Source organism: Pseudomonas sp. NPDC086581 (assembly GCF_044746165.1).
In the GTDB taxonomy this organism is placed as follows: Bacteria; Pseudomonadota; Gammaproteobacteria; order Pseudomonadales; family Pseudomonadaceae; genus Pseudomonas.
This window is the reverse complement of sequence record NZ_JBIVBR010000001.1, coordinates 711,852-737,129: the sequence shown is the minus strand read 5'-3', so window position 1 is coordinate 737,129 and position 25,278 is coordinate 711,852. Positions and strand designations below refer to the sequence as shown.

Below are 25,278 nucleotides of genomic sequence, written 5' to 3'. Positions count from 1 at the left end.
ACGCGCTGACCGATCTGCACGGTGTGGGATGCCAGGGATTTGGCGTCCGGTGATGGCGCGCTGTTATAGCGAGCCAGCCTTCTTCCAGCCCAGGTAACGGCTGATCAGTTCCGGCCCCAGCTGGCTCGGCCGCGTGTCGAGTACCGGCACGCCATGGGCTGTCAGCTTCTCGTGCAGTCCCGCGCGGGCGTTCAGGTAATCCACTGCCCCGCAGTAGGCCAGGGCTTCGTCGAAACCTTCAACCGGCGCCTGGCGCAGACGGTCCAGTACTTCCTCGCGCAGGCTCGCGACCAGCACGCGGTGCTGGCGCCCGAGGCGTTTCACCGCGGCCACCAGTTCCTCGTCATCCTCGTCGCGCAGGTTGGTCACTATCACCACCAGCGCGCGCCGGCGCTGGCGCGTGAGTACGGCCTGCACGGCGGCGGGGAAGTCCGCTGGGCGCTGACTGCTGCGCAGATCGTAGACGCTGTTGAGCAAGGCGGTGAGCTGGGCGCTGCCCTTGGCTGGTGGCAGATGGCGCGGCTGGTCGCCGGCAAAGGTCATCAGGCCCACTGCGTCGCCCTGGCGTAGCGCGACGTAGGCCAGCAGCAGGCTGGCGTTGAGCGAATGGTCGAAGTGCGAAAGGTCGCCGTCGTGGCTGCGCATGCGCCGGCCACAGTCGAGCAGGAAGAGAATCTGCTGGTCGCGTTCGTCCTGGTACTCGCGGGCGATGGGAGTGCGCTTGCGCGCGGTCGCCTTCCAGTCGATCTGCCGGAGGGTGTCGCCGTCGCGGAATTCGCGCAGCTGGTGGAAATCCAGGCCCAGCCCACGGCGCTGCCCGGAGCGCACTCCGATGCGGTTGAGCCAGTGGTCCACGGCCATCAGCTCGGCGCCGTAGAGGCGGGCGAAGTCCGGGTAGACGCGGGTTTCGTCGCGCTGTTCCAGGTAGCGCCGGCCCTTCCACAGGCGCAGCGGGCTGGACAGCTCGATCTCGCAGCGCTGGAAGACGAAATGCCCACGGGACAGCGGACGCACGCGGTAACCCAGTTCGGTCTGTTCGCCGGGGTGCAGCTCCACGGTCTGCGGCAGGTATTCGAAGTCCATGCCGGCGGGCAGGTGGTCGAACACCGTGATGCGTTGCGGCTGGGCGTAGCGGTGATGGAATTGCAGGCGTACCTCGCTCCAGCGGCCCAGCGGCAGGTTGCCGCTCAACTGGCGGCGCAGCTCGGGCGATGGCGTGCGGCGCAGCCAGAGGGCATCGGCCAGCGCCAGCAGGATCAGCGCGCAGAGCGCACCCCACCAGAGACGACCGAGCAGCGCCGAACCTGAGTCCAGAGCCTCGGCTGCGCCCAGGGCGATGGCGATCGCCAGCAGGACGCCGAGCAGCGCGAGGAGCGCGCGCGATGGCTTCATACGCGCGGCGCCGGTACCTGGTCGAGCAGCTGTTGCAGCACCTGGTCGACCGACAGGCCTTCGATCTCCAGTTCTGGCGACAGGCGCACGCGATGGCGCAGCACGGCCAGGGCACTGCCCTTGACGTCGTCCGGAATCACGAAATCGCCGCTGCGCAGTAGGGCACGGGCGCGGGCGCAACGCACCAGGGCGATGGATGCGCGCGGCCCGGCGCCCAGCGCCAGGCCCGGCCAGTTGCGGGTGGTGCGGGCAATGCGCACGGCGTAGTCGAGCACCTGGTCATCGATGGGCAGGTCGGCGGCGATCTTCTGCAGGGCCAGCACGTCCTTGTCCTTGAGCAGGGCGCGCATTGGTGCCACGTCGAGCATGTCGCTGCGCGCGGAACGGGTGACCTGGCGCACCAGGGTCTGCTCCTCGGCTTCCAGCGGATAGTCGATGCGCAGCTTGAGCATGAAGCGGTCGAGCTCGGCTTCGGGCAGCGGGTAGGTGCCTTCCTGCTCGATGGGGTTCTGCGTCGCCAGCACCATGAACGGCTGCGGCACGGCCAGGGCGCGGCCCTCGAGGGTGACCTGGCGCTCCTGCATCACTTCCAGCAGCGCGGCCTGGGTCTTGGCCGGGGCGCGGTTGATCTCGTCCGCCAGCAGCAGGTGGGTGAACACCGGGCCCTTGCGCAGCTTGAACTGCTCGGTGGCCAGGTCGTACACCGCGTGGCCGGTGACGTCGCTGGGCATCAGGTCGGGAGTGAACTGGATGCGCGCGAAGCCGCCGTCGAAGCAGCGGGCGAGGGCGCGCACTAGCAGGGTTTTGCCCAGGCCGGGAACGCCTTCGATGAGCACGTGGCCCCCGGCGAGCAGGGCGGTGAGCACGTCGTCGATCACCTCCTGCTGGCCGATCAGGGCCTTCTGCAGTTCGTGGCGCAGCGCCTGGGCCAGCTGGCTGGCGCGCTGGCGCTGGGCGCCTGGGTTGGGGGCGGTGCCGGCGGTGGTGCCGGGCTGTTCGGGCGTCTGTTCGCTCATAGGGCATTCCTGAGGCTTTGCAGGTGCGCGACCTGGCGGGTGAATTCGGCGACGGCCATGCGCTTTGGCGGATAGGGGCGCATGGCCTGGCTGATGGCGCTGACCGACATGCGCGTCATGCGGCCCAGAGCTTGCCATTGTTCGGCGACCGGCAGGCGGTCGAAGCCGGGCTGGCGCTGCCTCGCCCGGCGCATCACGTCACGTTGCAGGCCCTGCAGCAGGGCGAGCTGGTCGCGTTGGCGGAGGATGAAGTCGGCGCCGGCGCGCAGGTGTTCTTCCAGTTGTCGGCGGCTACGATCCGGGGTGGGCTGCAGCGGGCCCTGGCGCAGGCCGTTGCGCCAGAGCACCAGGACCAGCAGCAGGACGGCGGCCAGCAGTGCCTGCGGGAAATAGCGCATCAGCAGGGTCATAAGGCTGGTGCCGTCGGCGCGGTAGACCAGCGTGACGGCGCTGTCCTGGGTCAGGTACCAGAGCAGCCAGGCGTTGTCGTAGGCGTCGAGTTCGCCGTTCTGCCAGATCCAGTTGTCGGTGAGCACGGTGATCAGCCCCTGGCCCTGCTGCAGTTGCAGCAGGTGGGTGGAGTCGGCGCTGTTGGCCCAGGCGTAGGCGAGGTTCTTCGAGTCGAACAGGTGGTAGTCGGTGTCGAAGTCGAAGTAGGCCGGGGCTTTCTCGTTCTCCAGGTAGAGCTTGGTCAGGTTCGGGTAAGGGTCCGTTTCCGTTGCCTCGTTGTCGTGGGCGCTGGAGGCCTGGTCCGGATGTTCTTCTTCCACTTCCGGCTTGGCGGCTTCGTCCGGCTTCTGGTCTTCGGACGCCTCTGCGGACTTCCCGTCGGTCGGAGCGGATTTCTCCTCCTCCTTGTCCTTCAGGTCGGAGGTGAGGAATTGTTGCACGCCCAGCTGATCCAGCAGCGCGTCGCCGCTCTTGCCCTCATCTTCGTCCCACAGGCTTTCGGCGGTGACGATGAGGTGGCCGCCGCGATTGGCCCAGTCGAGCAGCCGCGCGTTCTGCGCCGGCGTGACGTTCTCGCGGGTGCCCAGCAGGATCAGGGTCTGGCCTTTGCTCGGCAACTGGTCCAGCACTTCCATGCCGCGCGCGGTGGTGACGTGGATGCCGCGACCGCGCAGGTACATTTCGGCGGCGAGATAGGGGTTGGCGCGGGCCTCCGGGGAGGCACCGTGCTCGATGGTCTCGGTGTAGGGCTCGAGGTTGCGGTACAGGTAGTAGCCGATGCCTCCGAGCACGAGCAGGACGAGCAGCACCAGCAGGGCGAGGTTGCCGCGCTTCATGCCCGCACCTCGCTGCCGAACAGGTGGCGCCATTCGCCGCACAGCTGCTGCTTGAGTTCAGCCTGTGGTGTGCGGTGACCGTAGGCGAGCGCCTGCCACTGCTGGGTCAGGCTGCGGGCAAAGTTGTCCAGCGGCGGGTCATTGAGGTCAGCCACGCGGACCAGGACTTCGCCTTCGGTGGTCGACTCGCGCAGCGGCACGCGGAAGTCGTGCAGCAGGCGGCTGAGCAGGGCGCGGTAGAGCAGGCCGAGCGCGGCGCGGGGCTGTTCGTCCCACAGGCGTTCGGCTTCGCTGGCGACGTCGCTGGGCAGGGTTTCCGGCGCGAGGTCCAGCCCGAACAGCACGCTGGGCGCTTCGCGGCGCGGCTTCTGCGGCAGGCCGATGCGCCCGACGAACAGCCGCAGCCATTCGCGGTAGCGCCAGATGACCAGGGCGACGACGGTGAACAGAATGCCCCAGAGCAGCACTTCGATGCCTTGCGCGGCGAACTTGAAGGCTTTCCAGTTACCCAGCGCCTCGAAGAAGCTCTTCAGCCGCTTGGCCTCGTCCGGGTCGGCCGACTTCGGGGCTTTCTTGTCTTCGATAAGGCGCCAACTGGTGACTTTCTCGTTGTTCTTGAAGGGCGGCGCGGTGAGGATCTTTTCCGCAGCGCCGCGCGAATCTTCGCTGTTGAGTTTCTGCTGGGTCAGCCGCGCACCCTGCGGGCCGTCGGGATTCTGGTCGGGCAGCGGGCAACTCTGGCTGGCCTTGCTGCCGGTCTCCGAACCGGCAGCCAGCGCGTCGTGGGCCGGCAGCAGGGCGAAGGCGCCGGCGACGACCAGCAGCAGGGCGTAGGCGCTGCCGATCAGGCGCTGGCGCAGACGGCGGAACACCAGCTCGATGTCCCAGGCCTCCAGCTCGGTGCGGCGATTGAGGTAGAGGGTGAAGCCGCAGGCGACGTACACCGGTTCCCAGACGATCAGCAGCAGCGCGTAGATCAGGTTGCTGACATGTTCCAGCCACGCCCAGTCGCCTTGCGCCACGCTGATCAGCGACTGCCATTTCCAGTCGTCCACCCACTGCTGCGGCAGCATCAGGTACATCAGTGCGGAAAGGCCCAGCCACAACGCCAGTTCGAAATGCATGCCGACAATGGTCAGCCAGGTGGCGCCGCCGGCATTGCGCTGGCCGAGCACGACCAGACGCTGGCTGCGCGCCTGGCCCTTGAGGCCTTCGAGTTGCAGCACCGGCAGGTCGAAGCTGCGCGTCGGGCTCAGCCGGCGCCAGAGCAGGCTGGGCAGCAGTTGCGACTTGAGCAGGCCAGGGAAGGCCCGCAGCGCTTCCTTGAGCGTCGGCGTATCGCCGAACAGCGAGCGCGACAGGATGTACAGCGGCAGGCGCTCGAAGGCGGGCTTGAGCCACCAGAAGATCAGCACCGCCCAGCTGGAGTAGTTCCACAGCAGCACGGAAAGCAGCACGAACACCGGCAGGGTGACGATCGCCCAGCTGGCTATCAGCAGGCCGGCGTGACGGCGCGCCAGCAGGATGCCGAGGTCCAGCGCCTCCCAGGCGCTGCGCGGACGGATGGCGACGCTGGCGTCAGTCAGGCGCATGGCGACCCCGTCCGGCCAGGAGGAAATAGCTGCCCACCAGCAGCCACAGGCAGGCGCCGACGATGTACTTCACAGTCGCGGAGAAGTGCGTGACGGACGACCAGTAGCCCTCGACGAAGGCGGCGATCAGCAGCATCAGGATCACCCCGCCGATCAGTTGCACGGCGCGCGCTGCAGCCTGGCGCAGGGCCTCCAGGCGGCTCAGACGGCCGGGGGCGAGCAGCGCCCAGCCGAGCTTGAGGCCGGCAGCACCGGCGAAGGTGATCGCAGTCAGTTCGAAAGCTCCGTGACCGACGACGAAGGACCAGAAGGTCTCGATATAGCCGACCTGTGTCAGGTGGCCGGCTACCGTGCCGATCATCAGGCCGTTGAACAACAGGAAGAACAGGCTGCCGACGCAGAACAGCAGGCCGCTGGCAAAGGTCTGAAAGGCGATGCCGATGTTGTTCATGATGTAGTAGCCGAACATCTTCCAATCATCGCCGGCGTCGCGCGTGCTCATCGGTCCCAGGCGCGTGGCTTCCGGCGAGTACATCGACTCCATCTCGGAAACCCGCTCCGGTGCAATGACGCTGTAGACCAGGTCGGGGAAGTGATAGACCAGCACGCCCATCAGCAGCAGGCTGCCGTAGAACAGCAGGCTGGCGAGGGCGATGCAGCGCCATTCCTCGCGCACCAGACGCGGGAAGCCGGCAACCAGGAAGCCAAGGATGCGTGCGCCCAGGTGGCTGCGGTGGCGGTAGAACTGCTGGTGCCCGCGCATGGCGAGCTGCTGCAACTGGTCGATCAAGTGGCTGCTGTAGCCACGCTCCTGGGCTAGGGCGAGCTGCTGGCAGATGCGCCGATAGTCGGCGGCGAACTCCTCGGGCTTCTCGCTCGGTTCCTGGCGTTTGCCGCCCTCCAGCTGCTCCAGGCGCTTGGCGAAACGCTTCCAGCTGCCCTGGTGGCGTTGTTCGAAGAACGCCTGCTTCATGGATGGCCCGTCCCGTTGCCGAGCAGGCCGCTGGCGATGCGGTTCAGGCGTGCCTCCGCCTGCTCGGGCGCGATGCCCAGTGGTTGCGCGAGGATGGCGGCCAGCTCCTCACGGCGCGCTGCCGAAAGCTGCGTGCCGCGCTCCGCGAAGCTCATCAGGGCGCGCTGTTCTTCCAGGTTCAGGGGCCAGGGTGCGAGTTCGGGCGTGGTCTCCGGTACCTGCGGGCGGCTTGGCGGCGGATCACGGTAGATCACCAGGGTGCCGGCGGCGAGGTCGCCCAGGCGCTTGAACGCGGAGTTGGACAAGCAGCTGAGCAGCCCGAGCGTGTAGGCGAACGGCAGGATATCGGCGAAGCGCAGCAGGTTGCGCAGCAGCGAGGCGGACCAGCCGATAGGTGTGCCGTCGTCGTGCACCACGCGCAGGCCCATCATCTGCTTGCCGGGCGAGCGGCCCTGGTTGAGCACTTCGAAGAGCACCATGTACCACCAGGTCATGATGAAGGTGAGGATCAGCCCCAGCCCGGTGCCCAGCTCGCCGAGGAAGGCCAGCAGCATGAACAGCGCCACCATCAGCAGGATGCGAATCCCCAGGTCGATCAGGTAGGCGAGGGCGCGGGGGACGACACCGGCGGGACGCAGCAGCAGGTCGATACCTTCCGGGGTCTCCACGTGGTAGCGGGTATCCAGGACGGGCGCGTGGGTAGACGCGTTGGAATAGAGATCTGCTGGGCTCAAGGGAAACCGCTGTCGATGACGTAGGTGCCAGATGCTAGCCAGCGCGGTGCGGCGAGGCAACCGCGCTGGCAGGCTCAGGCCAATTTGGTTACTTGGCCGGCGGCAGCACGCCGAAGATGGTGCGGTAGAGCACACCGATGGCGACGATCAGCCACGGCAACACCCAGATCAGCGCGATGCCCAGGGTCAAGGTGCTGAGCATGAACAGCACGCCGAACACCAGCAGTAGGCCGAAGACCTTGAACCAGTGCTGGGTGATGGCCTTGCGCGAGACTTCCATCGCCGCCCAGGGCGACAGGCCGCGCTCGACCACCAGCGGGATGGCGAGCATGTAGGCGATGCTCAGGTAGATGCCCGGCAGCACGAAGAGGAAGTAGCCGATGAAGATCATGATGGTGCTCAGCAGCACGCAGACCACAACCTGGAAGGTGCGGCCGAAGTGGCTGAAGACTTCGTTGAAGCGAAGCGGCTGATCGGCCGCGCGGCGGATGCCGAGCATGTTCACACCGGCCAGCAGCGGGTAGCAGACGGCGGTGGCGATGAAGCTCAGAACGAGGGAGCCGATGAAGAACGCGACCAGCGCGCCGACTGCCATTCCGCCGGCGGCTTCGCTGTCACCGAGCAGGCCCATGCCGGCGATCCCGGCGACGCCGACCACGGTGAGGAACAGGCTGAGCACGTTGACCAGGGCGAAGATCGCCGCATAGAAAACCACGAAGCCGCCGATGATCAGGCCCTTGGCGCCTTTGGTTCGGCGCCAGGATTCGCCCAGCAGGTCGCCGATGCTGAAGTTGTAGCCGCGGGTCAGGGCCTCGACGATTGACGGTGCCGCGCCTTGGGCGGCACTCGGTTCGAGGTTGCTCTGCGGAGCGCTGTAGGGATTTTGTGCAGCGATGTCTTGCATGAGGAAAGTCCTTTCCAGTGGGTGTGTCCTTGCGACGCCCATCATAAAGGCGGGGGCTGGCTAGGTGCCAGTGAGGCGTTTTGGAAGTGTGGTCGGCCGCACTGTTAGACTGCGACGCACTCGCTTGCAGGCAAGGAAAAACGATGAACGCCAGCATCTTCTGGTACGACTACGAAACCACCGGTATCGACCCGCGCCGCGACCGCCCATTGCAGGTGGCCGGTATCCGCACGGACGAGGAACTCAACGAGATTGGTGAATCGCTGAACCTCTATTGCCGGCCCAGCGACGACATCCTTCCGCACCCGGCCGCCTGCCTGGTCACCGGCATCACCCCGGATCGCCTGGAAGAGCGCGGTCTGGGCGAAGCCGAATTCATGACCCGCCTGCACGCCGAACTGGCGCAGCCGGGAACCTGCGTGGCGGGCTACAACAGCCTGCGCTTCGACGATGAGGTGACGCGCTACAGCCTGTACCGCAATTTCTTCGATCCCTATGCCCGCGAGTGGCAGGGCGGCAACAGCCGCTGGGACCTGATCGACATGGTGAGGACCGCCTACGCCCTCCGCCCCGAAGGCATCGTCTGGCCCGAGCAGGACGGCGTCGTCAGCCTCAAGCTGGAGCGCCTTACCGCGGCCAACGGCATCGATCACGGGCAGGCGCACGACGCGCTGTCCGACGTGCGCGCTACCATCGCCCTGGCGCGGCTGGTGCGTGACCGCCAGCCCAAGCTCTACGACTACCTCTATCGCCTGCGCGGCAAGCAGGGTGTTTTGGATCAGGTGCGCGTGTTGCAGCCGATGGTGCATATCTCCGGCATGTTTTCCGGGGCGCGGCACTATCTCTCCGTGGTGCTTCCGCTGGGCTGGCATCCGCGCAACCGCAATGCATTGATCGTCTGCGACCTGGGCGCCGATGTTTCGCCCTTGCTGGAACTGGATGCGGAAACCCTGCGCAAGCGCCTTTACACGCGTCGTGACCAGTTGGCCGAGGGCGAGCTGCCGGTGCCGCTGAAGCTGCTGCACATCAACAAATGCCCGGTGGTGGCGCCGCTGTCCGTCCTGCGCCCGCAGGATCGCGAGCGCATCGGCCTTAACCTCGACGCCTGCCTGGCGGCGGCGCGGACACTGACCGAGGCGAAGGCAATCTGGCAGGACAAACTCGCGCCCCTGTATACCGAGGAAAGTTTCGCCGGCAGTGAAGATCCCGAGCAGCAGTTGTATGACGGATTTATCGGCGACCGTGATCGCCGATTGTGCGAACAGGTTCGCCAGGCCGACCCTGCGCGGTTGGCGAAAGAGCAATGGCCGTTCGATGACGCGCGACTTCCCGAACTTCTCTTCCGTTATCGGGCACGCAATTTCCCCGAAACTTTGAATGCCTCGGAACAGCAACAATGGCAGGACTTTTGCCGTGCGCGCCTGAGTCAGGCCGAGTGGGGGGCGCCGAATACTCTGGATAACTTTGCCGCCGCAATGAGCGAGCAACTGGTCAATGTGACGCCGGCCGGCCGTCTGGTGCTGCAAGAGTGGGACAAGTATGCGCAGGTGCTGCGTGCGCGCTACAGCCTGTAGCGCCGCGCACATTTCTCACAGGCAATAAAAAACGCCAGCGCAAGGCTGGCGTTTTTTAACTCCGCAAGGCTTAGCCCAGCAGTGTGGCCCAGCCTTCTACGGCCTCGGCGCCCCACTTGGCTTTCCATTCCTTGAGGGTCTTGTGGTTGCCGCCCTTGGTTTCGATCACTTCACCATTGTGCGGGTTCTTGTACTGCTTGACCTTGCGAGCGCGCTTGCTCACGGTGGCTTTTGCGGCACGCGGCGATTTGCTCAGCTTCGCGTCCGGATCGAGCAGGGCGATGACGTCACGCAGGGACTTGCCGTAGCTGGCCATGAGTGCGCGAAGTTTCTCTTCGAACTCAAGCTCTTTCTTCAGCTTGTCGTCCTGTTCCAGGGATTTCAGCCGCTCCTGAAGTTCCTTGATGGCTTCTTCGGTAGCGCGGTACTCGTTGATCAGCGACATGTTGGGTACCTTGTTCTGGGTCCAGCGTTGGCGGAAAGTTTGTAGCAGACATAATAGTCAGCGAAGTTCTTCAAGTAAATGCTTGGGAAAAGTTTTGTCGGTAATTGTCGACTTATTTAACTAGTTCATTCGCCGGTAATTAATCGATGCACTCGCAATGCACCGAACTGGCTCTCGTCGGCGCACCGCGGCAATGGCTGATCTTTTCCCCTCGAGCCGCTAGAATGGCGGCCTTCGCGATGTATCTGGAGTACACCCATGCGCACTTTCCGACTGGTGATCGCCTGCCCTGACGGGGTCGGCATCGTCGCCAAGGTGAGTAATTTCCTGGCCACTTACAACGGCTGGATCACCGAGGCCAGTCACCATTCCGACAACGACAACGGCTGGTTCTTCATGCGGCACGAGATTCGTGCCGATTCCCTGCCGTTCGATATCGACGGTTTCCGCCAGGCCTTCGCCCCGATTGCCCGCGAGTTCTCCATGGAGTGGCGCATCACCGACTCCTCGGTGAAGAAACGCGTCGTGCTGATGGCCAGTCGCGAATCGCACTGCCTGGCCGACCTGCTGCACCGCTGGCACAGCGGCGAGCTGGATTGCGAGATTCCCTGCGTGATCGCCAACCACGATGACCTGCGCAGCATGGTGGAGTGGCACGGCATTCCGTACTTCCACGTCCCGGTGGACCCGAAGAACAAGCAACCGGCCTTCGAGCAGGTGTCGCGCCTGATCGACGAACACCAGGCCGACAACGTGGTGCTGGCGCGCTACATGCAGATCCTGCCGCCGGACCTGTGCCAGAAGTACCGCCACCAGGTGATCAACATCCACCACAGCTTCCTGCCGTCCTTCGTTGGCGCCAAGCCTTACCACCAGGCGTCGCTGCGCGGGGTGAAGCTGATCGGTGCGACTTGCCACTACGTGACCGAGGAGCTGGACGCCGGCCCGATCATCGAGCAGGACGTGGTGCGCATCAGCCACCGCGACAACATCGAGGACCTGGTGCGCCTGGGCAAGGACGTAGAGAAGCTGGTGCTGGCCCGCGGCCTGCGCTACCACCTGGAAGACCGCGTGCTGGTGCACGACAACAAGACCGTGGTGTTCGACTGATCCACGCAGTCTCGTTCTAGACTGGGTACTTCGCATGCTCCCGCCGCTGTTCGGCGGCGGGCGCTGCGCTCAACGGAGATGGCCAGCATGAGTGACCCGAAGAACCCCGGTACCGCCACCCCGCCGCCCACCCTGGGCGAAGGTTGCACCAGCCGCTATGATCCCGAAGCCTTGAGCGACGAGGACGGCACCGAGTTTCCCGGCGCCGCTGAACTCTGGGACTCACTCAAGCCAAAGACGCCGTCCGAAAACGACGAGTCTTCCGGCGACTGATCCTCAGGCGCTTTCCCGCAACCCCATCAGCTTGCGCAGCAACGGCCGGCCCGCCATCAGGGCGAATACCGGCGCGCCCATCACCAGGTAGAAGTAGTAGGTCACCACGCGCCAGATCAGGATGGCCGCGGCCGCCGTGGACTTGCCCACCAGCGGGGCGAGCAGTGCGGCGCTGGTCAGCTCCGTGCCTCCTGCGCCACCGGGCAGCAGCGTGGCGAGACCTGCGGCCAGCGACAGCAGCTGGATCAGGAAGGCCCAGGCCCAGTGCAGGTCTACGCCCAGCGCCTTCAAGGTGATGTAGAGCACCGAGAAGCGCAGCACCCAGTGGCAGCAGGTAAAGAAGAAGATCAGTAGCAGCCGGCGCTTGGGCTGGCGCAGGCAGCTCACCAGTGTGTCGCGGAAATGCAGGCATTTGCGCGCCCAGTGCAGGCGCGTGCGTGGCTTCATCCCCAGACGCTTGAACAGGCGCCCGTTGGCCGTGATCACCTGGCGCTGGAAGCGTGCGAGCAGCACGACGCCGAAGAAGATTCCACCCAGCAGCACGCCGCTGGTGATCAGCGATGTCTCCAGGTTCGGGCTGACGCTGTGCGACAGCGCCCACACCAGCACCGCGGCCAGTGCGCAGAGAAAGAACAGCAGGTCGCTCAACTGGTCCACGGCGAAGATCGCGCTGCTGTGCGCCGGGCGCATGCCGCGGCGGGCGAGCAGGGCCATCAGGGTCAGCGGGCCGCCGGTGCCGCCGGGGGTCGCGTAGAAGGCGAACTCCGAGGCCATGATGATGCCCACTGAGCGTACCTTGCCGATCTCGCCGGCGCGGCCGTTGAGCAGCACCCGCAGCTTCTGCGCGTTGATCAGCCAGCACAGGCAGATCATGCCGAACATGATCAGCAACTGGTCGAGGGGGAAGGCCAGGACATGCTCGAGCATCTCCCGGCCGCCGATGGCGAGGGGGATCAGCGAGGCGCCGATCAGGCCGAGCAGCAGCCACGCGGCACGGCTCACGGGCGCACCTGCGACGGGGAAAACGGGACGAGCGAGGCGAAGCGGATGGGCAGTGCCTCCTGTCGGAATCGAACTGTCATGCTGAATGGACCGTGTTCGGCATGTGGCGTTCGCCCAACTTTACGTGGGCTTCGGCGCCGCCCTCCGGCGGCGCCGCTGCCTCACTCGGCGGGCGTGTCAGCGGAGGAGTCGCCGGCGCCTTGTTCCAGCGCCTTGTTCTCCCAGCCTTCTTCGCCGGGCAGGATCAGGTTGAGCAAAATGGCGACGATCGCGCACAGGGCAATGCCCTTCAGGCCGAAGTCGTCCGGGCCGGTGCCGGTGCCGATCAGTACGCCGCCGATGCCAAACACCAGAGTGACCGAGACGATGCACAGGTTGCGCGCCTGGGACAGGTCCACCTTATGGCGGATCAGGGTGTTCATGCCCACCGAGGCGATGGTGCCGAACAGTAGGCAGAGGATGCCGCCCATCACCGGGACCGGGATGCTCTGCAGGATGGCGCCGAACTTGCCGACGAAGGCCAGGCTGATGGCGAACACCGCCGCCCAGGTCATGATCTTCGGGTTGTAGTTCTTGGTCAGCATCACCGCGCCGGTGACTTCGGCATAGGTGGTGTTCGGCGGCCCGCCGAACAGGCCGGCGGCGGAGGTGGCGATGCCGTCGCCCAGCAGGGTGCGGTGCAGGCCCGGGGTCTTCAGGTAGTTCTTGCCGGTCACGCCGCCCACCGCGATGACGCCGCCGATGTGCTCGATGGCCGGGGCCAGCGCCACCGGAACGATGAACAGGATGGCCTGCCAGTTGAATTCCGGCGCAGTGAACTTCGGCAGCTCCAGCCAGGGCGCAGCGACGATCTTCGCCACGTCGACCACGCCGAAGGCGAAGGACAGGCCGTAGCCCACCAGCACGCCGGCGATGATCGGTACCAGGCGCAGCATGCCCTTGCCGAACACGGCGACGATCAGGGTGGTCAGCAGCGCCGGCATGGAGATGAACATGGCGGTCTTGTAGGGGATCAGCTCGGTGCCGTCACCGGCCTTGCCCATCGCCATGTTGGCGGCGATGGGAGCCATGGCCAGGCCGATGGAGATGATCACCGGGCCGATGACCACTGGCGGTAGCAGGCGGTCGATGAAACCGGTGCCCTTGACCTTCACCGCCAGGCCCAGGAAGGTGTAGACGAAGCCTGCCGCCACTACCCCACCCATGGTCGCCGCCAGGCCGAACTGGCCCTTGGCGAGGATGATCGGGGTGATGAAGGCGAAGCTCGAGGCCAGGAAAACCGGAACCTGGCGGCCGGTGACGATCTGGAACATCAGGGTGCCGAAGCCGGCGGTGAACAGCGCGACGTTCGGGTCCAGGCCGGTGATCAGCGGCATCAGCACCAGTGCGCCGAAGGCCACGAAGAGCATCTGCGCGCCGGAAATAACCTGGCGCCACAGCGGTTCGTTGAATTCATCGGCCATCTATCAGGTTTCCTTCTGCTTGGTGCCGAAGATCTTGTCACCGGCGTCGCCCAGGCCCGGCATGATGTACCCGTTCTCGTTCAGGCACTGGTCGATGGAAGCGGTCAGGATGAGCACGTCCGGATGCGCATCGTTGACTGCCTTGATCCCTTCGGGAGCGGCCACCAGCACCATGGCGCGGATGTCCTTGCTGCCGGCTTTCTTGAGCAGGTCGATGGTGGCGACCATCGAGCCGCCGGTGGCGAGCATCGGGTCGATGATCAGCGAACGGCGCTCGGCGATGTCCGGCGCGAGCTTTTCCAGGTAGGTGTGCGCTTCGAGGGTTTCCTCGTTGCGCGCCACGCCCACGGCGCTGACCTTGGCACCCGGAATCAGGCTGAGCACGCCGTCAAGCATGCCGATGCCGGCGCGCAGGATCGGCACCACGGTGATCTTCTTGCCGGCGATCTTCTCGACCTGCACGGGGCCGGCCCAGCCTTCGATCTCGTAGTTCTCCAGCGGCAGGTCCTTGGTCGCCTCGTAGGTCAGCAGGGCGCCTACTTCCTGGGCCAGCTCGCGGAAATTCTTGGTACTGATATCGTGACGGCGCATCAGTCCGATCTTGTGGCGGATCAGGGGATGGCGGATCTCGAGGACGGGCATGGACGGGTTCTCCGGACGGGCTGGCAAAAAAATTGCGGTAGCGTAATGCATCCTAGCTACCTTGGGCCACGATTGTCGGCGACATTCGTCCGCTGCCCCTTGCTCCGTGGCACGCCGATAGGTACCTTTGCGCACTTTTTCACGGGAGAACCCCCATGTCCGTCGATCTCGCGCACATCCGCCAAGTCATGGCCGAAGCCGACTGCCTGTACACCAACGCCGAGGTAGAGGCCGCCATCGCCCGTGTGGCCGAGGCCATCAATGGCTCGCTGGCCGACACCAATCCGGTGGTGTTCTGCGTGATGAACGGCGGCCTGATCTTCTCTGGCAAGTTGCTTCCGCTGCTGAATTTCCCGCTGGAAGCCTCCTACCTGCATGCGACCCGTTACCGCAACGAAACCACCGGCGGCGAGCTGTTCTGGAAGGCCAAGCCGGAAATCTCCTTCATCGACCGCGAAGTGCTGATCATCGACGACATCCTCGACGAAGGGCACACCCTCTCGGCGATCATGGACTTCTGCAAGCACGCCGGCGCCAAGCGCGTGCACACCGCCGTGCTGATCGACAAGGACCACGACCGCAAGGCCCGTCCGGATCTGAAGGCCGACTACGTGGGCCTGTCCTGCATCGACCGCTACATCTTCGGCTACGGCATGGACTACAAAGGCTACTGGCGCAACGCCGCCGGTATCTTCGCCGTAAAAGGTCTCTGACGATGAGCGGGCCGCGTTTTCTCGACAGTGCGCTGTTCGATGAGGTCACGGCACGTGCCGCTGCCAGCCCCCGGCGCCGGCAGAACCACAACTTCCATGAGCAGACCGAGCCGTGTCATCGGCTGCTCAATGCGCTGCAGCCCGACAGTTACATCCCGCCGCATTGCCACCGTCATCCGGACAAGGCCGAGAGCCTGCTGGTGGTGAAGGGCGCGCTGGGCCTGCTGATTTTTTCCGATAACGGCGAGCTGCTGACTACCCGCGTACTGCGCGCGGGCGGCGATTGCGTCGGTGCGGAACTGCCGCCGGGCACCTTCCACGCCATCGTGGCGCTGGAGCCGGACAGCATCATGTTCGAAGCCAAGGCCGGCCCCTTCGTGCCGCTGGGTGAGGACGAGCGCGGGCAGTGGGCGCCCCGCGAGGGCGAGGCGGGTGCTGCAGACTATCTGGCGTGGATGCGCTCGCAATTCGCCTGAGCGATTGCTTTTCGTAGGAGCGAGCTTGCTCGCGAACCGCCCAGCTCCGCTGCGTCTGCTGAGTCTGTTCGCGAGCAAGCTCGCTCCTACAGTCCTCTGACACATCTGTCTGCATCGATGCGTGCATGGGGTGACTCGCATTTTTGCCGACGCATGCTCCCCCTATCCTGCGACCCTCACCAGACAACCGTCCGAGGTTCGCATGTCCCGTCTCCTTTATATCGATGGCCAATGGCAGTCTGCCGACAGCGGCGCCGTCCTGCGCCCGATCGCTCCCGCCACCCGTGAAGCGCTGCCGGAAGTCGCCTGCGCCGGTGTGTCCGACGTGGAGCGCGCCGTCGCTGCCGCCAAGCGCGCCTTCGCCGACTGGAAACTAACCAGCGCCGCCCAGCGCGCCGGTTACCTGCGCGCCTTCGCCGAGCAGCTCGAAGCTCGCAGCGAAGCGCTGATCGCCCTGCAGATGCAGGCTAGCGGCAAGCCGCGCTTGGAAGCGGAAATCGATATCGGCGACGCCATCGCCACCTTCGCCTACTACGCCGAACTGGCCGACCAACTGGACGCCCGGCAGAACGCCGAGGTGGCCCTGCCGGATGCCGGCTACCGCTCGCAGACCCGCTTCGAGCCGATTGGCGTGGTCGGCCTGATCGTGCCGTGGAACTTCCCACTGGTGACCAGCGCCTGGAAAGTCGCGCCAGCCCTGGCGGCGGGCTGCACCGTGGTGCTCAAGCCCTCGGAAATCACCCCGCTGATCGAACTGGTGCTGGGCGAGATCGCCGACGCCATCGGCCTGCCGGCCGGCGTGCTGAACCTGGTGCCGGGCCTGGCCGATGCCGGCGCCGCGCTGTGCGGCCATCCGGGCATCGCCAAGCTGTCCTTCACCGGCAGCAACGTCGTCGGCCGCAAGGTCATGGAAGCCGCTGCCGCGCGCACTCTGCCGGTGGGCCTGGAGCTGGGCGGCAAGTCGCCGATCCTGGTGTTCGAGGACTGCGATCTGGACGAGGCCGTGCAGTGGATCATCGCCGGCGTCTACTGGAACGCCGGGCAGATGTGCTCCGCCACCTCGCGCCTGTTGGTGCAGGAGTCTATTGCCGCGCCGCTGCTGGCGAAGCTGAAGGTCGCGGTGGAAGGCCTGCGCGTCGGTGACTCGCTGCTCGGCGAGACCGACATGGGGCCGATGACCAGCGAGGCGCAGTACCGCAAGGTGCTCGATTACTTCGCGGTCGCCCGCGACGAAGGCCTGGCCTGCCTGACCGGCGGCGAAGCGGCCGAGGGCTGGTTCATCCAGCCGACCGTGTACACCGACGTACCGGCGGACAGCCGCCTGTGGCGCGAGGAAATCTTCGGCCCGGTGCTGTGCGTGCGCACCTTCAGTGATGAAGCGGATGCCCTGCGCCAGGCCAACGACAGCGATTTCGCCCTGGCCGCCACCGTGTGCAGCGCCGATCTCGAGCGCGCTCAGCGTGTCGCGGAGAACCTGGAAGCCGGCAACGTCTGGCTGAACTCGCCGCAAGTGGTGTTCCCGCAGACCTCCTGGGGCGGCGGCAAGCGCAGCGGTATCGGCCGCGAGCTGGGCCCGTGGGGCTTGTCGGCGTTCTTCGACATCAAGCACATCACCGCGCCGCGCTGATCGGCGTCACCCCGTGCTCCAGGCGCAGGTCCTCGACCAGCGCCTGGAGCGCTTCGTTGTGCCCCGGATCGTCGCGCACCACCAGGCTGTGGGTGATCCCGTAGCCGAGGCTGTCCGGCAGCAGCGCGCGCATCTCGCCCTGTTCCACCCAGCGTTCGGCGTAGTGCGTGGGCAGGTAGCCCAGGTGCGTGCCGGCGCGCACGGCGTGGAGCACCGCCTCCATGTGCTGGGTGAAGGCCGTGCTGCGTTGCGGGTCGGCGGGCAACTGCACGTCGGCCACCGCGTAGCCGTGCTGGATCCAGTCGCAGCTTTCCAGCTCTGCGGCGTCCTTCACTGACTTGTCGAACAGTGGATGCTCGCGCCCGCAGAACACTGCTACCCGCTCGTGGTACAGCGGCTCGTAGCGCAGGTTCGGCAGGCGCCGGCTGAAGCAGGCGATGGCCAGGTGCAGTCTGCCACTGAGCACCAGACGTTCCAGCTCGCTGGAAGATTCGATGAGGAAATGCAGGCGCACATCCTGGTCGCGGCAGCTGAAGCGCGCCAGGGTCTGGTGGATGCGGGCGTCGGGGAGGGTGGCGATGTTGTCGGCCAGACCCAGGTGCAGCTCGCCGACCAGACGCCCGGCCAGGGACTGCACCTGATCGCGGAAGTCGTCCAGCGCGGCGAACAGGCTCTGCGCGTAATCCAGCACGCGCTCGCCTTTCTCGGTCAGGCGGAAGCCGCTCTTGCCGCGTTCGCACAAGCGATATCCCAGGCGCGTTTCCAGGCTGGCGATGTGCGTGCTGATGGTCGACTGGCCCATGCCCAGCTCGCCCTGGGCGGCGGAAAAGCCACCGCAGCGCACCACGCAGGCGAAGATGCGCAGCAGGCGCAGGTCGAGGTCGGAGACGTTGTGCAGCATGTACGTTGTCAATGTGTTGGGGTTGTTGCTTCGAAGGCTATCAATGTATCACCGGGCTTGCCATGTGCGCCTGTCGTGGCGCTTCGGGCGCGTGCTAGAGTGCTTGGCCCTGTCCCGCGGAGGTGATGATGTCCGTTCGCATGCCGGGCGCCGTGCTGGCGCTGTTGTTCTGCCTTCCCCTCGGCTTTGCCGGGATGACCATTGCCGCGCCGATGCACAGCCAGTTCCTGCCGCCGGACGACGCCGGTCTGCGCCAGGGCGAGCCGGAGCAGCAGCAACTGCTGCAAGTCACCGAATACAGCGTGGTGCTGGGCAACCAGCGCCAGTCCAACCAGCAGCCGATCCCGATCACCACGCCTTCGCTGCTGCGCCTCAAGGGCAAGCCGCTGAACAAGGGCGCGCAGATCAGCCAAGTGGTCATCAGCTTCGACGCCGAGGGCAAGAGCCTGAAGAAGCCGGCCTACGACGAGAGGGCCCGCGTGCTCAGCCTGTATTACCCGCAGGCGGCTTATCCACAGTTGCTCGACCTGCTGCGCAACGGCACCGTCTACGTGCAGTTCCTCACCTACGGCAACGGCCATATCTGGGCCGACCTGCATACCGGCGCGGTGCGTGCGCGTTGAGCCGCGCACGGCGCAGGGTTAAACTGCCCGACCCGTGGTGCCCGGCCTGAGCCGTTGCCGGCCGCGATCCCCGAGACAGCCGTAGAGAGAAGCGAGCGATGCGTAAAGACAAGAAGCAGGTGATTGGCGAAGAGATCAACGACGACGCCATCAAGCTGTTCCTCGACGTGGAACCGGCCGACGACACCCCGGCGTCCCTGCACAAGCTGATCAAAGCCTACCGCGGCCTGCGCATCGACGACTTCGAGCGCTTCGTCGGCTTCTTCGTCGAAGCCGGTTACGACCTGTCCGCCAAGGATGCCCAGGGCCTGGACTTCATCGCCCTGATCCAGGACCAGCGCCAGGCCGAGCCCTACATCGAAGTGATCAAGGCCGCTCGCGGCTGACCGCTGCGAACCGCTGAAAAGCCCGCCTTGTGCGGGCTTTTTTGTTCAGGGCGGTTCGCGAGCAAGCTCGCTCCTACGAAAAGCGGGCTCACCCTGTAGGGGCGAGCTTGCTCGCGAACAGAGCCCGCTGTGCAATCCCCGCCTAGACTTCTTCTCAGAACGATAACGACAAGGCGAGGACGAAGCCGTGCAAGTACAGCCCTATCTGTTTTTCCATGGTCGTGCCGAAGAGGCCATTGCCTTCTACCAACACGCAGTGGGTGCTCAACTGGGGGCGCTGATGCGCTTTGAGGAGGCGCCGGGACCGTCGCCGGTGCCCGATGGCTGGCTGGACAAGGTGATGCACGCCAGCCTGCAGATCGGCGAGACGGAAGTCTTCCTGTCCGATGGCCGCGGCGAGCACAACGCCGCTTTCAATGGTTTCTCCCTGCATCTGACGCTGCGCAGCGTGGTGGCGGCGGAGCAGGCATTCGCCGCCCTGGCGGAGGAGGGGCGGGTGGAGATGCCGCTGGAGAAGACTTTCTGGGCGCAGCGCTTCGGCATGCTCACCGACCGTTTCGGCGTCGGCTGGATGGTCAGCTGCCATTGACCTTTTGCGAAGACAGAAACGAAAAAGCCCGCCGGATGGCGGGCTTTTTCATGAGTGCGGCACTCAGGACGCGGCGACGATCTGCAGACGGTCTGCGGTCATCTGGTTGACTTCGCGGTACACCGCGGCGTCGGTTTCCAGCTGCTTCTCGCGGGCCGGGAAGATCTCCTTGAGCTTCGCGGTCCACTCGGCCGACTTGTAGCGCTCGGGGAAGCAGCGCTCCAGCAGGCCCAGCATGATCGAGACGGTGACCGAGGCACCCGGCGAGGCGCCGAGCAGGGCGGCGATGCTGCCGTCCTGGGCTGCCACCAGTTCGGTACCGAACTGCAGGATGCCGCCTTTCTTCGGGTCCTTCTTGATGATCTGCACGCGCTGGCCAGCGGTTTCGAGGCGCCAGTCGGCTGGGTTCAGTTCCGGGTAGAACTTGCGCAGGGCTTCGATACGCTGGTCCATGGACTGCATGACTTCCTTCACCAGGTAGCGGGTGAGGTCCATGTTGTCACGGGCCACGGCGAGCATCGGCAGCAGGTTGCTGGTGCGCACCGAGAGCGGCAGGTCGAGGAACGAACCGTGGCGCAGGAACTTGGTGGAGAAGCCGGCGTACGGGCCGAACAGCAGGGAGGTCTTGCCCTCGACCACGCGGGTGTCCAGGTGCGGCACGGACATCGGCGGGGCGCCCACTTCGGCCTGGCTGTAGACCTTGGCCTGGTGGTGCTTGACCACTTCCGGGTTGTCGCAACGCAGCCACTGGCCGCTCACCGGGAAGCCGCCGAAACCCTTGCTTTCCGGGATGCCGGACATCTGCAGCAGCGGCAGCGCGCCGCCACCGGCGCCGAGGAAGACGAACTTCGCCTTGACCTTGCGGGCGTCGCCGGTCTGGGTGTTCTTGATGTCCACCAGCCAGCCGTCGCCTGTGCGCTCGAGTCCCACGACCTTCTGGAAGTAGCGGACTTCGCTGCCTTCGCGGCTGGAGAGGTAGCTCAGCAGCTGGTTGGTCAGGGCGCCGAAGTTGACGTCGGTGCCGCTTTCCACGCGGGTCATCGCGACCTGCTCGTCGGCCGGGCGGCCGGGGATGGTCAGCGGGGCCCAGTCGGCGATCTTCGCGCGGTCCTCGGTGTATTCCATCGAGGAGAAGGCATGGTGCTGGCTGAGCAGCTCATGGCGCTTCTTCAGGAAAGGAATGTCCTTGCCACGCACGAAGCTCATGTGCGGAACGGGGTTGATGAAGTTGCGCGGCGCGCCGAAGGCATCCTTCCCGGTCAGGTAGGCCCAGAACTGCTTGGACACCTCGAACTGGGCGTTGATATTCACCGCCTTCTTGATGTCGATCGAGCCGTCAGCCGCCTGCGGGGTGTAGTTCAGCTCGCAGAGGCCGGCGTGACCGGTACCGGCGTTGTTCCACGGGTTGGAACTCTCGATGGCTCCGGATTCCTGCAGTTCGACGATCTCGAGCTTGACGCCCGGATCGACTTCCTTGAGCAGGACAGCCAGGGTTGCGCTCATGATGCCGGCGCCGACCAGCAGCACGTCCATCGATTCGATTTCGTTCTGCGCCATTAACGCGTCTCCAAAACTATCAGCAGCCAGTTGTGACAGGGGCCTTGCGCTCGTTGCGCGAAAGCCGCGTGTCCGAATTCTTCTCAGGTCGCAAAGGACCTTTCGCGGAATGTCTCGGGCCGGGATCGGAGAAAGGGAAGTGCGCACCCTCTCGGCAGTCCACGGCGGACGAATTCATCCGCAAGTGCATCCGAAAGTGGCGCTTAGGCGCGGCTTCCGGTGCCGAAAAAGCGATTCAGTGCTGCGGGGTCAGACGTCAATGGTGCTACCAACGCAAAACTCTTCATTGCTCGCCACACTCTCGTGAAGTAGTGAAAAACCTTCGATCACGCTCTTTTGGAGGCGTGAAGCTCAAAGGGGATCGTCGTCGCGGGCCGGTCCGGTCTCCATGCGGAGGGGGCGGCTGCATCCTTGCCAAGTTCTGCGCAACGAACGTACAAAGCGCGACGGCCAGTGACCGAGGCGAGTGGCGACTCTCTTTGAGGGGTGGCAGAGGCGAGACACGGTGTGTCGGCATCGTGCGGGGCCCGACCAGGAGGCGTCCTTATAATCGGGGGGCGATTATAACGGCGAAACACAAAAAAAAGCTCTGCACCTTAGACTTTTTTCCTAGTGTCTACCCCTTGATTGACCCTTTGTGCCCCCTCCCGGCGCGTCTTGCCTGCAGCTGGGTCAAGGCGGCCTATCGACGCGCGGCGAGGGAACCCTGAGAACAGGTTCCGCGTCCAATGGCCAAGCGCTATCTGACCGCGCTGCCCGCCGGTATACTGCCGGCCATCGCTTAACCCATGGAGAGATGAGCATGCTGCCTCGCCTGTTGCTCGGCTTTATCGCTGCCGCCAGCCTGACCTTGACCGGCTGCGCCCTCAGCCCGCAACAACTCAACCCGACCCCCGAGTTCAAGGGGCCGGTCGCCGCCGTTGGCCAAGGCCAGCCGGTGGTGGTGAAAGTCGTCGACGGTCGTCCGAGCACCGCGCTGGGTACCCGAGGCGGCCTGTATTCGGAAACCAGCCAGTTGACCGTGCGCAGCGAAGACGTGATCCCCAAGCTGCAGCTGCAGGCTGAAACCGCCGTGCGCCTGCTGGGCTTCACCCCGTCGGCCAACGCCTATAACGCACCGCAACTGACCCTGACCCTGGCCGAGCTGAAGTACCAGTCGCCCAAGGAAGGCATGTACGTTACCGAGGCCGATATCGGCGCCACTTTCCGCGCCGACGTGCAGAGCGGCACTCGTCGCTACAGCGGGCGTTACGGCGCCTCGACCAACCAGCGCTTCGGTATGGCGCCGAACCAGGCGACCAACACCAAGCTGGTGAGCGATGTGCTCAGCGACGCGCTGACCCGCGTGTTCAAGGACCCGACCATCGGCCAGACGCTGAACCAGCGCTGATCGATCGGACATGAAAAAGCCCGCCGAATGGCGGGCTTTTTCATGGGCGCTGAGCGGCGGCGATCAGGCGGCCTGGCGGTACGGGTCGACCTCGAACGAGCGCATGCGCTCGTCGGTTTCCGGTAGGTCCAGGTGTTCGTGGCCGCAGGCCTGGGTGTAGACCAGCCAGTGGTCGTCCTGGACGTTGAACGAGAGTTCGACGACCACGGCTTCGATTTCCTCGAGGTGTTCGATCAGGTAGGCATTTTCGTGGGGGACGATGTCGAGCATGGCGAATCTCCTTGGCGAAAGACCGGGTTTGCAGAATTCCTTAAAGCCAGCAACGTGCCAGAGGGCGGGAGAGGTCTTAGACCCTTTCTCGATAACTCTTACGCTCGTCGTAAATAAGCGTTGCGCACTGGCTGCGGTGGCGGGCCAGCGGATAAAATGCGCGTCGATTGTTTCTCATCCATGACGGGCCATGCCCGTTCGTCCAGACTGACCCCCGCTTTGCTTCGAAGTCGATGGCGTGCAGTTCTGAAGCGGAGGTTGTGATGTCGCTGCAGGCGCTCTGGAGTCTTTTCCAGGCCCATCCTGGTCGTATCGTGAACGACCTGGCCCTGTTCTTCGCCCTGGCCGGAGGCTGGCTGCTGCTGGCGACCCGCCGCCGCGAGCGCCTCGCCCTGGCGCGCCTGGCCGCCGAGAGCGAAGTCGCGCCGGTGCCGCTGGACAGCATCGAGCCCACCGCGCGGATGAACCGCTTTTTCTACCGTTTCGGTTTCGCCTGCATGGTGTTGGCGGTGATGGTGAGCTGGTATAGCACGCAGCTGAATCAGTAACGGATGAAATTAAAAAGGCGCCCCAGGGCGCCTTTTTTCATGCCTGCTGCTTGAGCCGGTACTGGTTCAGCACCGGGTTGGCGTACTGCAGGATCAGATGGCCGCGCTGCTCCGCGGGGCATTCGCCCAGGCGACGCTCCCATTCGGTGCGCGCGCGCTGCAGTTCCTCGGCCTTGAACAGGGTCTCGGCGCGCGGCACGTTCAGCGCGGCGTCGCGCAGGTCGGAGGCCTCGTACGCGAGGTAGTGCACCGGGAACAACCGGTAGTTGCCGAGGATCTGCCGGTCAAGCTCGGCGGCGAGCTGCTTGGCGTCGGCAAAGTCGCCGGTGATCTCTTCGCCGAAGTTGATGTGCACGCGGCCCTTGTAGCCGGTGATGCCCTGCACGATGCTGCGGTCGTCCTCGCCCGGCGCCTTCCTGTATTCGCCGGTGGTTGCGCGGGTGAACAGCTCGCGGGCCTTGGCGGCGTCGCACGGGTCGTACTCGTAGCTGATGGACACCGGGATCAGGTGCAGTTGGCGGATCACTTCGGCGAACGGCTCGTCCTTGCGGCTCATGTGGAACATCTTGAGGATCGCCGAGTCGGTACGGTCGTCACCGTCCTTGGCGCGGCCCTCGGCCTGGGCGATCCAGATCGACTGGCCGTCCTGGCAGATCGAGTGATTGATGTAGGCCGAGAGGTTCTGGTACGCCGCCAGCTTCTCGCGACGGCCGCTGATCGAGCGGTGCACGATGAAGCTCTTGTTCAGGCGCATCAGGTCGCTGACGAATGGCTTCTGCAGCAGGTTGTCGCCGATTGCGATGCGCGGCGTAGGCAGCTTGGCGTGGTAGATCGCGTAGTTGCAGAAGGCCGGGTCCACCACGATGTCGCGGTGGTTGGCGATGAACAGGTAGGCGCGGCCGGATTGCAGGCGCTCAACGCCCGAATAGGTGACGCCGTCGGTGGCGTGTTCGATGGTCCGGTCGACGTAGGGCTCGACTTTGTGCTGCAGCTCGCTGACGCTGCGGATGCCGGTGACTTCGCGGGCCAGCCGATGGGCTATAAGTGGTCTGAGCAGCCAGCCGAACGGACCGGACAGACGCGGGAAACGGTAACGCGCCAGCGCGCCGAGGAAGGCGTCATCGCTCAGCAGGCGCTGCAGGACAGCCGGGACTTCGGCGTCGTTGTACGGTCGGATGGCTTCGAACTCGCCCATCATGCTCTCTATGAATTTTGGGGAGGACGGGCCGCGAAATAGACGGCCCGGAAGGGTATGCCGTCGACTCACCGGCCAGGCGGGCACCCAAAAAGAACGCGCGATTATAAACGGAAGTCACGGGGGAACCAGCGATGCTCGAAAGTCAGGCCTATTCCTGTCCCTATTGCGGCGAGCCGGCCGAGGCGGTGCTTGACCTGTCCGGAGGCGACCAGAGCTACTATGAAGATTGTCCGGTGTGTTGCCGGCCAATCCTGTTCCAGCTCCATACCGACGGTGTGGAGTGGACCCTGGAAGTCCAGCGCGAGGACGATTGATGCAGCGAATCTACGAACCCGCCGACCTGATCGAAGCCGAACTGCTGGGCGGCATGCTGGCCAACGAGGGCATTTCGTCGCACTTGGGCGGGCGCCACCTGGTCGGCGGCATCGGCGAGCTGCCGGGCATGGGCTTGCTGCACCTGTGGGTGGAGGACGATGTGGCCGAGCAGGCGCGCGAACTGATCGCCGCGTACAATGCCGCGCAACCCCTGCCGGGAAGCGCCGATGATCACGAGGGCGGCCCTGGCGTCCTGCTCTGCTGATCCGCCTCTACGAC

Annotated in this window: 28 protein-coding genes; 13 read left to right on the top strand and 15 right to left on the bottom strand. The window is 65.3% G+C overall.

Annotation, left to right across the window (positions count from 1 at the left end):
• Positions 1–63 precede the first annotated feature (63 nt).
• The 7 genes from ACIPK7_RS03575 to ACIPK7_RS03545 form a co-directional block, all read right to left on the bottom strand.
• Positions 64–1,392, bottom strand: coding sequence for a DUF58 domain-containing protein (locus ACIPK7_RS03575; RefSeq protein ID WP_401085324.1), 1,329 nt, complete (start codon positions 1,390–1,392; stop codon positions 64–66).
• Positions 1,389–2,408 carry a MoxR family ATPase gene (locus ACIPK7_RS03570; protein WP_081516317.1) on the bottom strand — a complete coding sequence of 340 codons (1,020 nt, stop codon included), beginning with the start codon at positions 2,406–2,408 and terminating at the stop codon, positions 1,389–1,391. Before ACIPK7_RS03570 ends, ACIPK7_RS03575 begins: the two co-directional genes overlap by 4 nt.
• A complete protein-coding gene (locus tag ACIPK7_RS03565) occupies positions 2,405–3,694 on the bottom strand; it encodes a DUF4350 domain-containing protein (RefSeq protein WP_401085321.1) in 1,290 nt (429 codons plus the stop codon). Before ACIPK7_RS03565 ends, ACIPK7_RS03570 begins: the two co-directional genes overlap by 4 nt.
• Complete coding sequence (locus ACIPK7_RS03560) at positions 3,691–5,286, bottom strand: DUF4129 domain-containing protein (RefSeq protein WP_401085318.1); 1,596 nt, start codon at positions 5,284–5,286, stop codon at positions 3,691–3,693. The genes ACIPK7_RS03565 and ACIPK7_RS03560 overlap by 4 nt, the downstream gene beginning before the upstream one ends.
• Positions 5,273–6,259: a stage II sporulation protein M gene (locus ACIPK7_RS03555; RefSeq protein ID WP_401085316.1), complete on the bottom strand. Its 987-nt coding sequence runs from the start codon at positions 6,257–6,259 to the stop codon at positions 5,273–5,275. The genes ACIPK7_RS03560 and ACIPK7_RS03555 overlap by 14 nt, the downstream gene beginning before the upstream one ends.
• Positions 6,256–6,993, bottom strand: coding sequence for an RDD family protein (locus ACIPK7_RS03550; protein ID WP_225614632.1), 738 nt, complete (start codon positions 6,991–6,993; stop codon positions 6,256–6,258). Before ACIPK7_RS03550 ends, ACIPK7_RS03555 begins: the two co-directional genes overlap by 4 nt.
• Before the next feature lie 88 nt (positions 6,994–7,081).
• A complete protein-coding gene (locus ACIPK7_RS03545; RefSeq protein ID WP_192430820.1) occupies positions 7,082–7,897 on the bottom strand; it encodes a hypothetical protein in 816 nt (271 codons plus the stop codon).
• A 143-nt stretch (positions 7,898–8,040) separates the two neighbouring features.
• Between ACIPK7_RS03545 and sbcB the strand changes: the two genes are divergently transcribed.
• Positions 8,041–9,471, top strand: coding sequence for an exodeoxyribonuclease I (gene sbcB, locus ACIPK7_RS03540; RefSeq protein WP_401085315.1), 1,431 nt, complete (start codon positions 8,041–8,043; stop codon positions 9,469–9,471).
• Between the two features lie 70 nt (positions 9,472–9,541).
• Here the strand turns inward: sbcB and mvaT are convergent, their stop codons facing one another.
• On the bottom strand, positions 9,542–9,916 hold the full coding sequence (gene mvaT, locus ACIPK7_RS03535; protein WP_045211008.1) for a histone-like nucleoid-structuring protein MvaT: 375 nt from the start codon (positions 9,914–9,916) through the stop codon (positions 9,542–9,544).
• Between the two features lie 258 nt (positions 9,917–10,174).
• Between mvaT and purU the strand changes: the two genes are divergently transcribed.
• Positions 10,175–11,026, top strand: a complete 852-nt coding sequence (gene purU / locus ACIPK7_RS03530) for a formyltetrahydrofolate deformylase (RefSeq protein ID WP_017519713.1) — start codon at positions 10,175–10,177, stop codon at positions 11,024–11,026.
• An 87-nt stretch (positions 11,027–11,113) separates the two neighbouring features.
• On the top strand, positions 11,114–11,299 hold the full coding sequence (locus ACIPK7_RS03525) for a hypothetical protein (protein ID WP_192430818.1): 186 nt from the start codon (positions 11,114–11,116) through the stop codon (positions 11,297–11,299).
• A gap of 3 nt (positions 11,300–11,302) precedes the next feature.
• On the opposite strand, the gene ACIPK7_RS03520 is transcribed toward ACIPK7_RS03525, so the two are convergent.
• From ACIPK7_RS03520 to upp, 3 genes are all read right to left on the bottom strand, one after another.
• The gene (locus ACIPK7_RS03520) at positions 11,303–12,301 is read right to left on the bottom strand and encodes a YbhN family protein (protein WP_192430817.1); all 999 of its coding nucleotides are present in this window, start codon (positions 12,299–12,301) and stop codon (positions 11,303–11,305) included.
• Between the two features lie 161 nt (positions 12,302–12,462).
• Positions 12,463–13,764, bottom strand: coding sequence for a uracil-xanthine permease family protein (locus ACIPK7_RS03515; protein ID WP_192430816.1), 1,302 nt, complete (start codon positions 13,762–13,764; stop codon positions 12,463–12,465).
• A 3-nt stretch (positions 13,765–13,767) separates the two neighbouring features.
• Positions 13,768–14,406: a uracil phosphoribosyltransferase gene (upp, locus tag ACIPK7_RS03510; protein WP_081516307.1), complete on the bottom strand. Its 639-nt coding sequence runs from the start codon at positions 14,404–14,406 to the stop codon at positions 13,768–13,770.
• A 155-nt stretch (positions 14,407–14,561) separates the two neighbouring features.
• Between upp and ACIPK7_RS03505 the strand changes: the two genes are divergently transcribed.
• The 3 genes from ACIPK7_RS03505 to ACIPK7_RS03495 all read left to right on the top strand — a co-directional run bounded on the left by ACIPK7_RS03505 (position 14,562) and on the right by ACIPK7_RS03495 (position 17,222).
• Positions 14,562–15,119, top strand: coding sequence for a hypoxanthine-guanine phosphoribosyltransferase (locus tag ACIPK7_RS03505; RefSeq protein ID WP_017519718.1), 558 nt, complete (start codon positions 14,562–14,564; stop codon positions 15,117–15,119).
• A 2-nt stretch (positions 15,120–15,121) separates the two neighbouring features.
• Positions 15,122–15,595 (top strand): WbuC family cupin fold metalloprotein, encoded by a 474-nt coding sequence (locus tag ACIPK7_RS03500; RefSeq protein ID WP_401085312.1) that lies wholly within the window; start codon positions 15,122–15,124, stop codon positions 15,593–15,595.
• 202 nt (positions 15,596–15,797) lie between these two features.
• A complete protein-coding gene (locus ACIPK7_RS03495; RefSeq protein ID WP_401085309.1) occupies positions 15,798–17,222 on the top strand; it encodes an aldehyde dehydrogenase family protein in 1,425 nt (474 codons plus the stop codon).
• Here the strand turns inward: ACIPK7_RS03495 and ACIPK7_RS03490 are convergent.
• The gene (locus tag ACIPK7_RS03490; protein ID WP_401085307.1) at positions 17,206–18,123 is read right to left on the bottom strand and encodes a LysR family transcriptional regulator; all 918 of its coding nucleotides are present in this window, start codon (positions 18,121–18,123) and stop codon (positions 17,206–17,208) included. The two genes, ACIPK7_RS03495 and ACIPK7_RS03490, sit on opposite strands and share 17 nt — an antisense overlap.
• Positions 18,124–18,317: 194 nt before the next feature.
• On the opposite strand from ACIPK7_RS03490, the gene ACIPK7_RS03485 reads away from it, so the two are divergent.
• From ACIPK7_RS03485 to ACIPK7_RS03475, 3 genes are all read left to right on the top strand, one after another.
• Positions 18,318–18,746: a hypothetical protein gene (locus ACIPK7_RS03485; protein ID WP_401085610.1), complete on the top strand. Its 429-nt coding sequence runs from the start codon at positions 18,318–18,320 to the stop codon at positions 18,744–18,746.
• A 98-nt stretch (positions 18,747–18,844) separates the two neighbouring features.
• Entirely contained in the window at positions 18,845–19,132 is a 288-nt protein-coding gene (locus tag ACIPK7_RS03480; protein WP_401085304.1) for a PA4642 family protein, read from the top strand.
• Between the two features lie 187 nt (positions 19,133–19,319).
• Positions 19,320–19,721, top strand: coding sequence for a VOC family protein (locus tag ACIPK7_RS03475; RefSeq protein WP_401085301.1), 402 nt, complete (start codon positions 19,320–19,322; stop codon positions 19,719–19,721).
• Positions 19,722–19,784: 63 nt separating this feature from the next.
• Here the strand turns inward: ACIPK7_RS03475 and mqo are convergent, their stop codons facing one another.
• Positions 19,785–21,278, bottom strand: a complete 1,494-nt coding sequence (gene mqo, locus ACIPK7_RS03470; RefSeq protein WP_401085298.1) for a malate dehydrogenase (quinone) — start codon at positions 21,276–21,278, stop codon at positions 19,785–19,787.
• A gap of 802 nt (positions 21,279–22,080) precedes the next feature.
• On the opposite strand from mqo, the gene ACIPK7_RS03465 reads away from it, so the two are divergent.
• Positions 22,081–22,668, top strand: coding sequence for a YajG family lipoprotein (locus ACIPK7_RS03465; protein ID WP_081516300.1), 588 nt, complete (start codon positions 22,081–22,083; stop codon positions 22,666–22,668).
• Between the two features lie 63 nt (positions 22,669–22,731).
• Here the strand turns inward: ACIPK7_RS03465 and ACIPK7_RS03460 are convergent, their stop codons facing one another.
• On the bottom strand, positions 22,732–22,938 hold the full coding sequence (locus ACIPK7_RS03460) for a hypothetical protein (RefSeq protein WP_081516299.1): 207 nt from the start codon (positions 22,936–22,938) through the stop codon (positions 22,732–22,734).
• Between the two features lie 263 nt (positions 22,939–23,201).
• Between ACIPK7_RS03460 and ACIPK7_RS03455 the strand changes: the two genes are divergently transcribed.
• On the top strand, positions 23,202–23,486 hold the full coding sequence (locus ACIPK7_RS03455; protein WP_401085294.1) for a hypothetical protein: 285 nt from the start codon (positions 23,202–23,204) through the stop codon (positions 23,484–23,486).
• A gap of 37 nt (positions 23,487–23,523) precedes the next feature.
• Here the strand turns inward: ACIPK7_RS03455 and ACIPK7_RS03450 are convergent, their stop codons facing one another.
• A complete protein-coding gene (locus ACIPK7_RS03450; protein ID WP_401085291.1) occupies positions 23,524–24,684 on the bottom strand; it encodes a 1-acyl-sn-glycerol-3-phosphate acyltransferase in 1,161 nt (386 codons plus the stop codon).
• 131 nt (positions 24,685–24,815) lie between these two features.
• On the opposite strand from ACIPK7_RS03450, the gene ACIPK7_RS03445 reads away from it, so the two are divergent.
• The gene (locus ACIPK7_RS03445) at positions 24,816–24,998 is read left to right on the top strand and encodes a CPXCG motif-containing cysteine-rich protein (protein WP_192430807.1); all 183 of its coding nucleotides are present in this window, start codon (positions 24,816–24,818) and stop codon (positions 24,996–24,998) included.
• A complete protein-coding gene (locus tag ACIPK7_RS03440) occupies positions 24,998–25,264 on the top strand; it encodes a putative signal transducing protein (protein ID WP_192430806.1) in 267 nt (88 codons plus the stop codon). Before ACIPK7_RS03445 ends, ACIPK7_RS03440 begins: the two co-directional genes overlap by 1 nt.
• Positions 25,265–25,278 lie beyond the last annotated feature (14 nt).

Excerpts from the sequence above, each read along its gene's own strand:
- ACIPK7_RS03575 (WP_401085324.1), bottom strand. The coding sequence starts at position 1,392 with ATGAAGCCATCGCGCGCGCTCCTCGCGCTGCTCGGCGTCCTGCTGGCG.
- ACIPK7_RS03480 (WP_401085304.1), top strand. The coding sequence starts at position 18,845 with ATGCGTAAAGACAAGAAGCAGGTGATTGGCGAAGAGATCAACGACGAC.
- ACIPK7_RS03570 (WP_081516317.1), bottom strand. The coding sequence starts at position 2,408 with ATGAGCGAACAGACGCCCGAACAGCCCGGCACCACCGCCGGCACCGCC.
- purU (WP_017519713.1), top strand. The coding sequence starts at position 10,175 with ATGCGCACTTTCCGACTGGTGATCGCCTGCCCTGACGGGGTCGGCATC.
- ACIPK7_RS03560 (WP_401085318.1), bottom strand. The coding sequence starts at position 5,286 with ATGCGCCTGACTGACGCCAGCGTCGCCATCCGTCCGCGCAGCGCCTGG.
- ACIPK7_RS03455 (WP_401085294.1), top strand. The coding sequence starts at position 23,202 with ATGTCGCTGCAGGCGCTCTGGAGTCTTTTCCAGGCCCATCCTGGTCGT.
- ACIPK7_RS03440 (WP_192430806.1), top strand. The coding sequence starts at position 24,998 with ATGCAGCGAATCTACGAACCCGCCGACCTGATCGAAGCCGAACTGCTG.
- ACIPK7_RS03545 (WP_192430820.1), bottom strand. The coding sequence starts at position 7,897 with ATGCAAGACATCGCTGCACAAAATCCCTACAGCGCTCCGCAGAGCAAC.
- ACIPK7_RS03565 (WP_401085321.1), bottom strand. The coding sequence starts at position 3,694 with ATGAAGCGCGGCAACCTCGCCCTGCTGGTGCTGCTCGTCCTGCTCGTG.
- ACIPK7_RS03490 (WP_401085307.1), bottom strand. The coding sequence starts at position 18,123 with ATGCTGCACAACGTCTCCGACCTCGACCTGCGCCTGCTGCGCATCTTC.
- mvaT (WP_045211008.1), bottom strand. The coding sequence starts at position 9,916 with ATGTCGCTGATCAACGAGTACCGCGCTACCGAAGAAGCCATCAAGGAA.
- ACIPK7_RS03500 (WP_401085312.1), top strand. The coding sequence starts at position 15,122 with ATGAGCGGGCCGCGTTTTCTCGACAGTGCGCTGTTCGATGAGGTCACG.
- ACIPK7_RS03460 (WP_081516299.1), bottom strand. The coding sequence starts at position 22,938 with ATGCTCGACATCGTCCCCCACGAAAATGCCTACCTGATCGAACACCTC.
- ACIPK7_RS03525 (WP_192430818.1), top strand. The coding sequence starts at position 11,114 with ATGAGTGACCCGAAGAACCCCGGTACCGCCACCCCGCCGCCCACCCTG.
- ACIPK7_RS03505 (WP_017519718.1), top strand. The coding sequence starts at position 14,562 with ATGTCCGTCGATCTCGCGCACATCCGCCAAGTCATGGCCGAAGCCGAC.
- mqo (WP_401085298.1), bottom strand. The coding sequence starts at position 21,278 with ATGGCGCAGAACGAAATCGAATCGATGGACGTGCTGCTGGTCGGCGCC.
- ACIPK7_RS03450 (WP_401085291.1), bottom strand. The coding sequence starts at position 24,684 with ATGATGGGCGAGTTCGAAGCCATCCGACCGTACAACGACGCCGAAGTC.
- ACIPK7_RS03555 (WP_401085316.1), bottom strand. The coding sequence starts at position 6,259 with ATGAAGCAGGCGTTCTTCGAACAACGCCACCAGGGCAGCTGGAAGCGT.
- upp (WP_081516307.1), bottom strand. The coding sequence starts at position 14,406 with ATGCCCGTCCTCGAGATCCGCCATCCCCTGATCCGCCACAAGATCGGA.
- ACIPK7_RS03465 (WP_081516300.1), top strand. The coding sequence starts at position 22,081 with ATGCTGCCTCGCCTGTTGCTCGGCTTTATCGCTGCCGCCAGCCTGACC.
- sbcB (WP_401085315.1), top strand. The coding sequence starts at position 8,041 with ATGAACGCCAGCATCTTCTGGTACGACTACGAAACCACCGGTATCGAC.
- ACIPK7_RS03445 (WP_192430807.1), top strand. The coding sequence starts at position 24,816 with ATGCTCGAAAGTCAGGCCTATTCCTGTCCCTATTGCGGCGAGCCGGCC.
- ACIPK7_RS03495 (WP_401085309.1), top strand. The coding sequence starts at position 15,798 with ATGTCCCGTCTCCTTTATATCGATGGCCAATGGCAGTCTGCCGACAGC.
- ACIPK7_RS03485 (WP_401085610.1), top strand. The coding sequence starts at position 18,318 with ATGACCATTGCCGCGCCGATGCACAGCCAGTTCCTGCCGCCGGACGAC.
- ACIPK7_RS03515 (WP_192430816.1), bottom strand. The coding sequence starts at position 13,764 with ATGGCCGATGAATTCAACGAACCGCTGTGGCGCCAGGTTATTTCCGGC.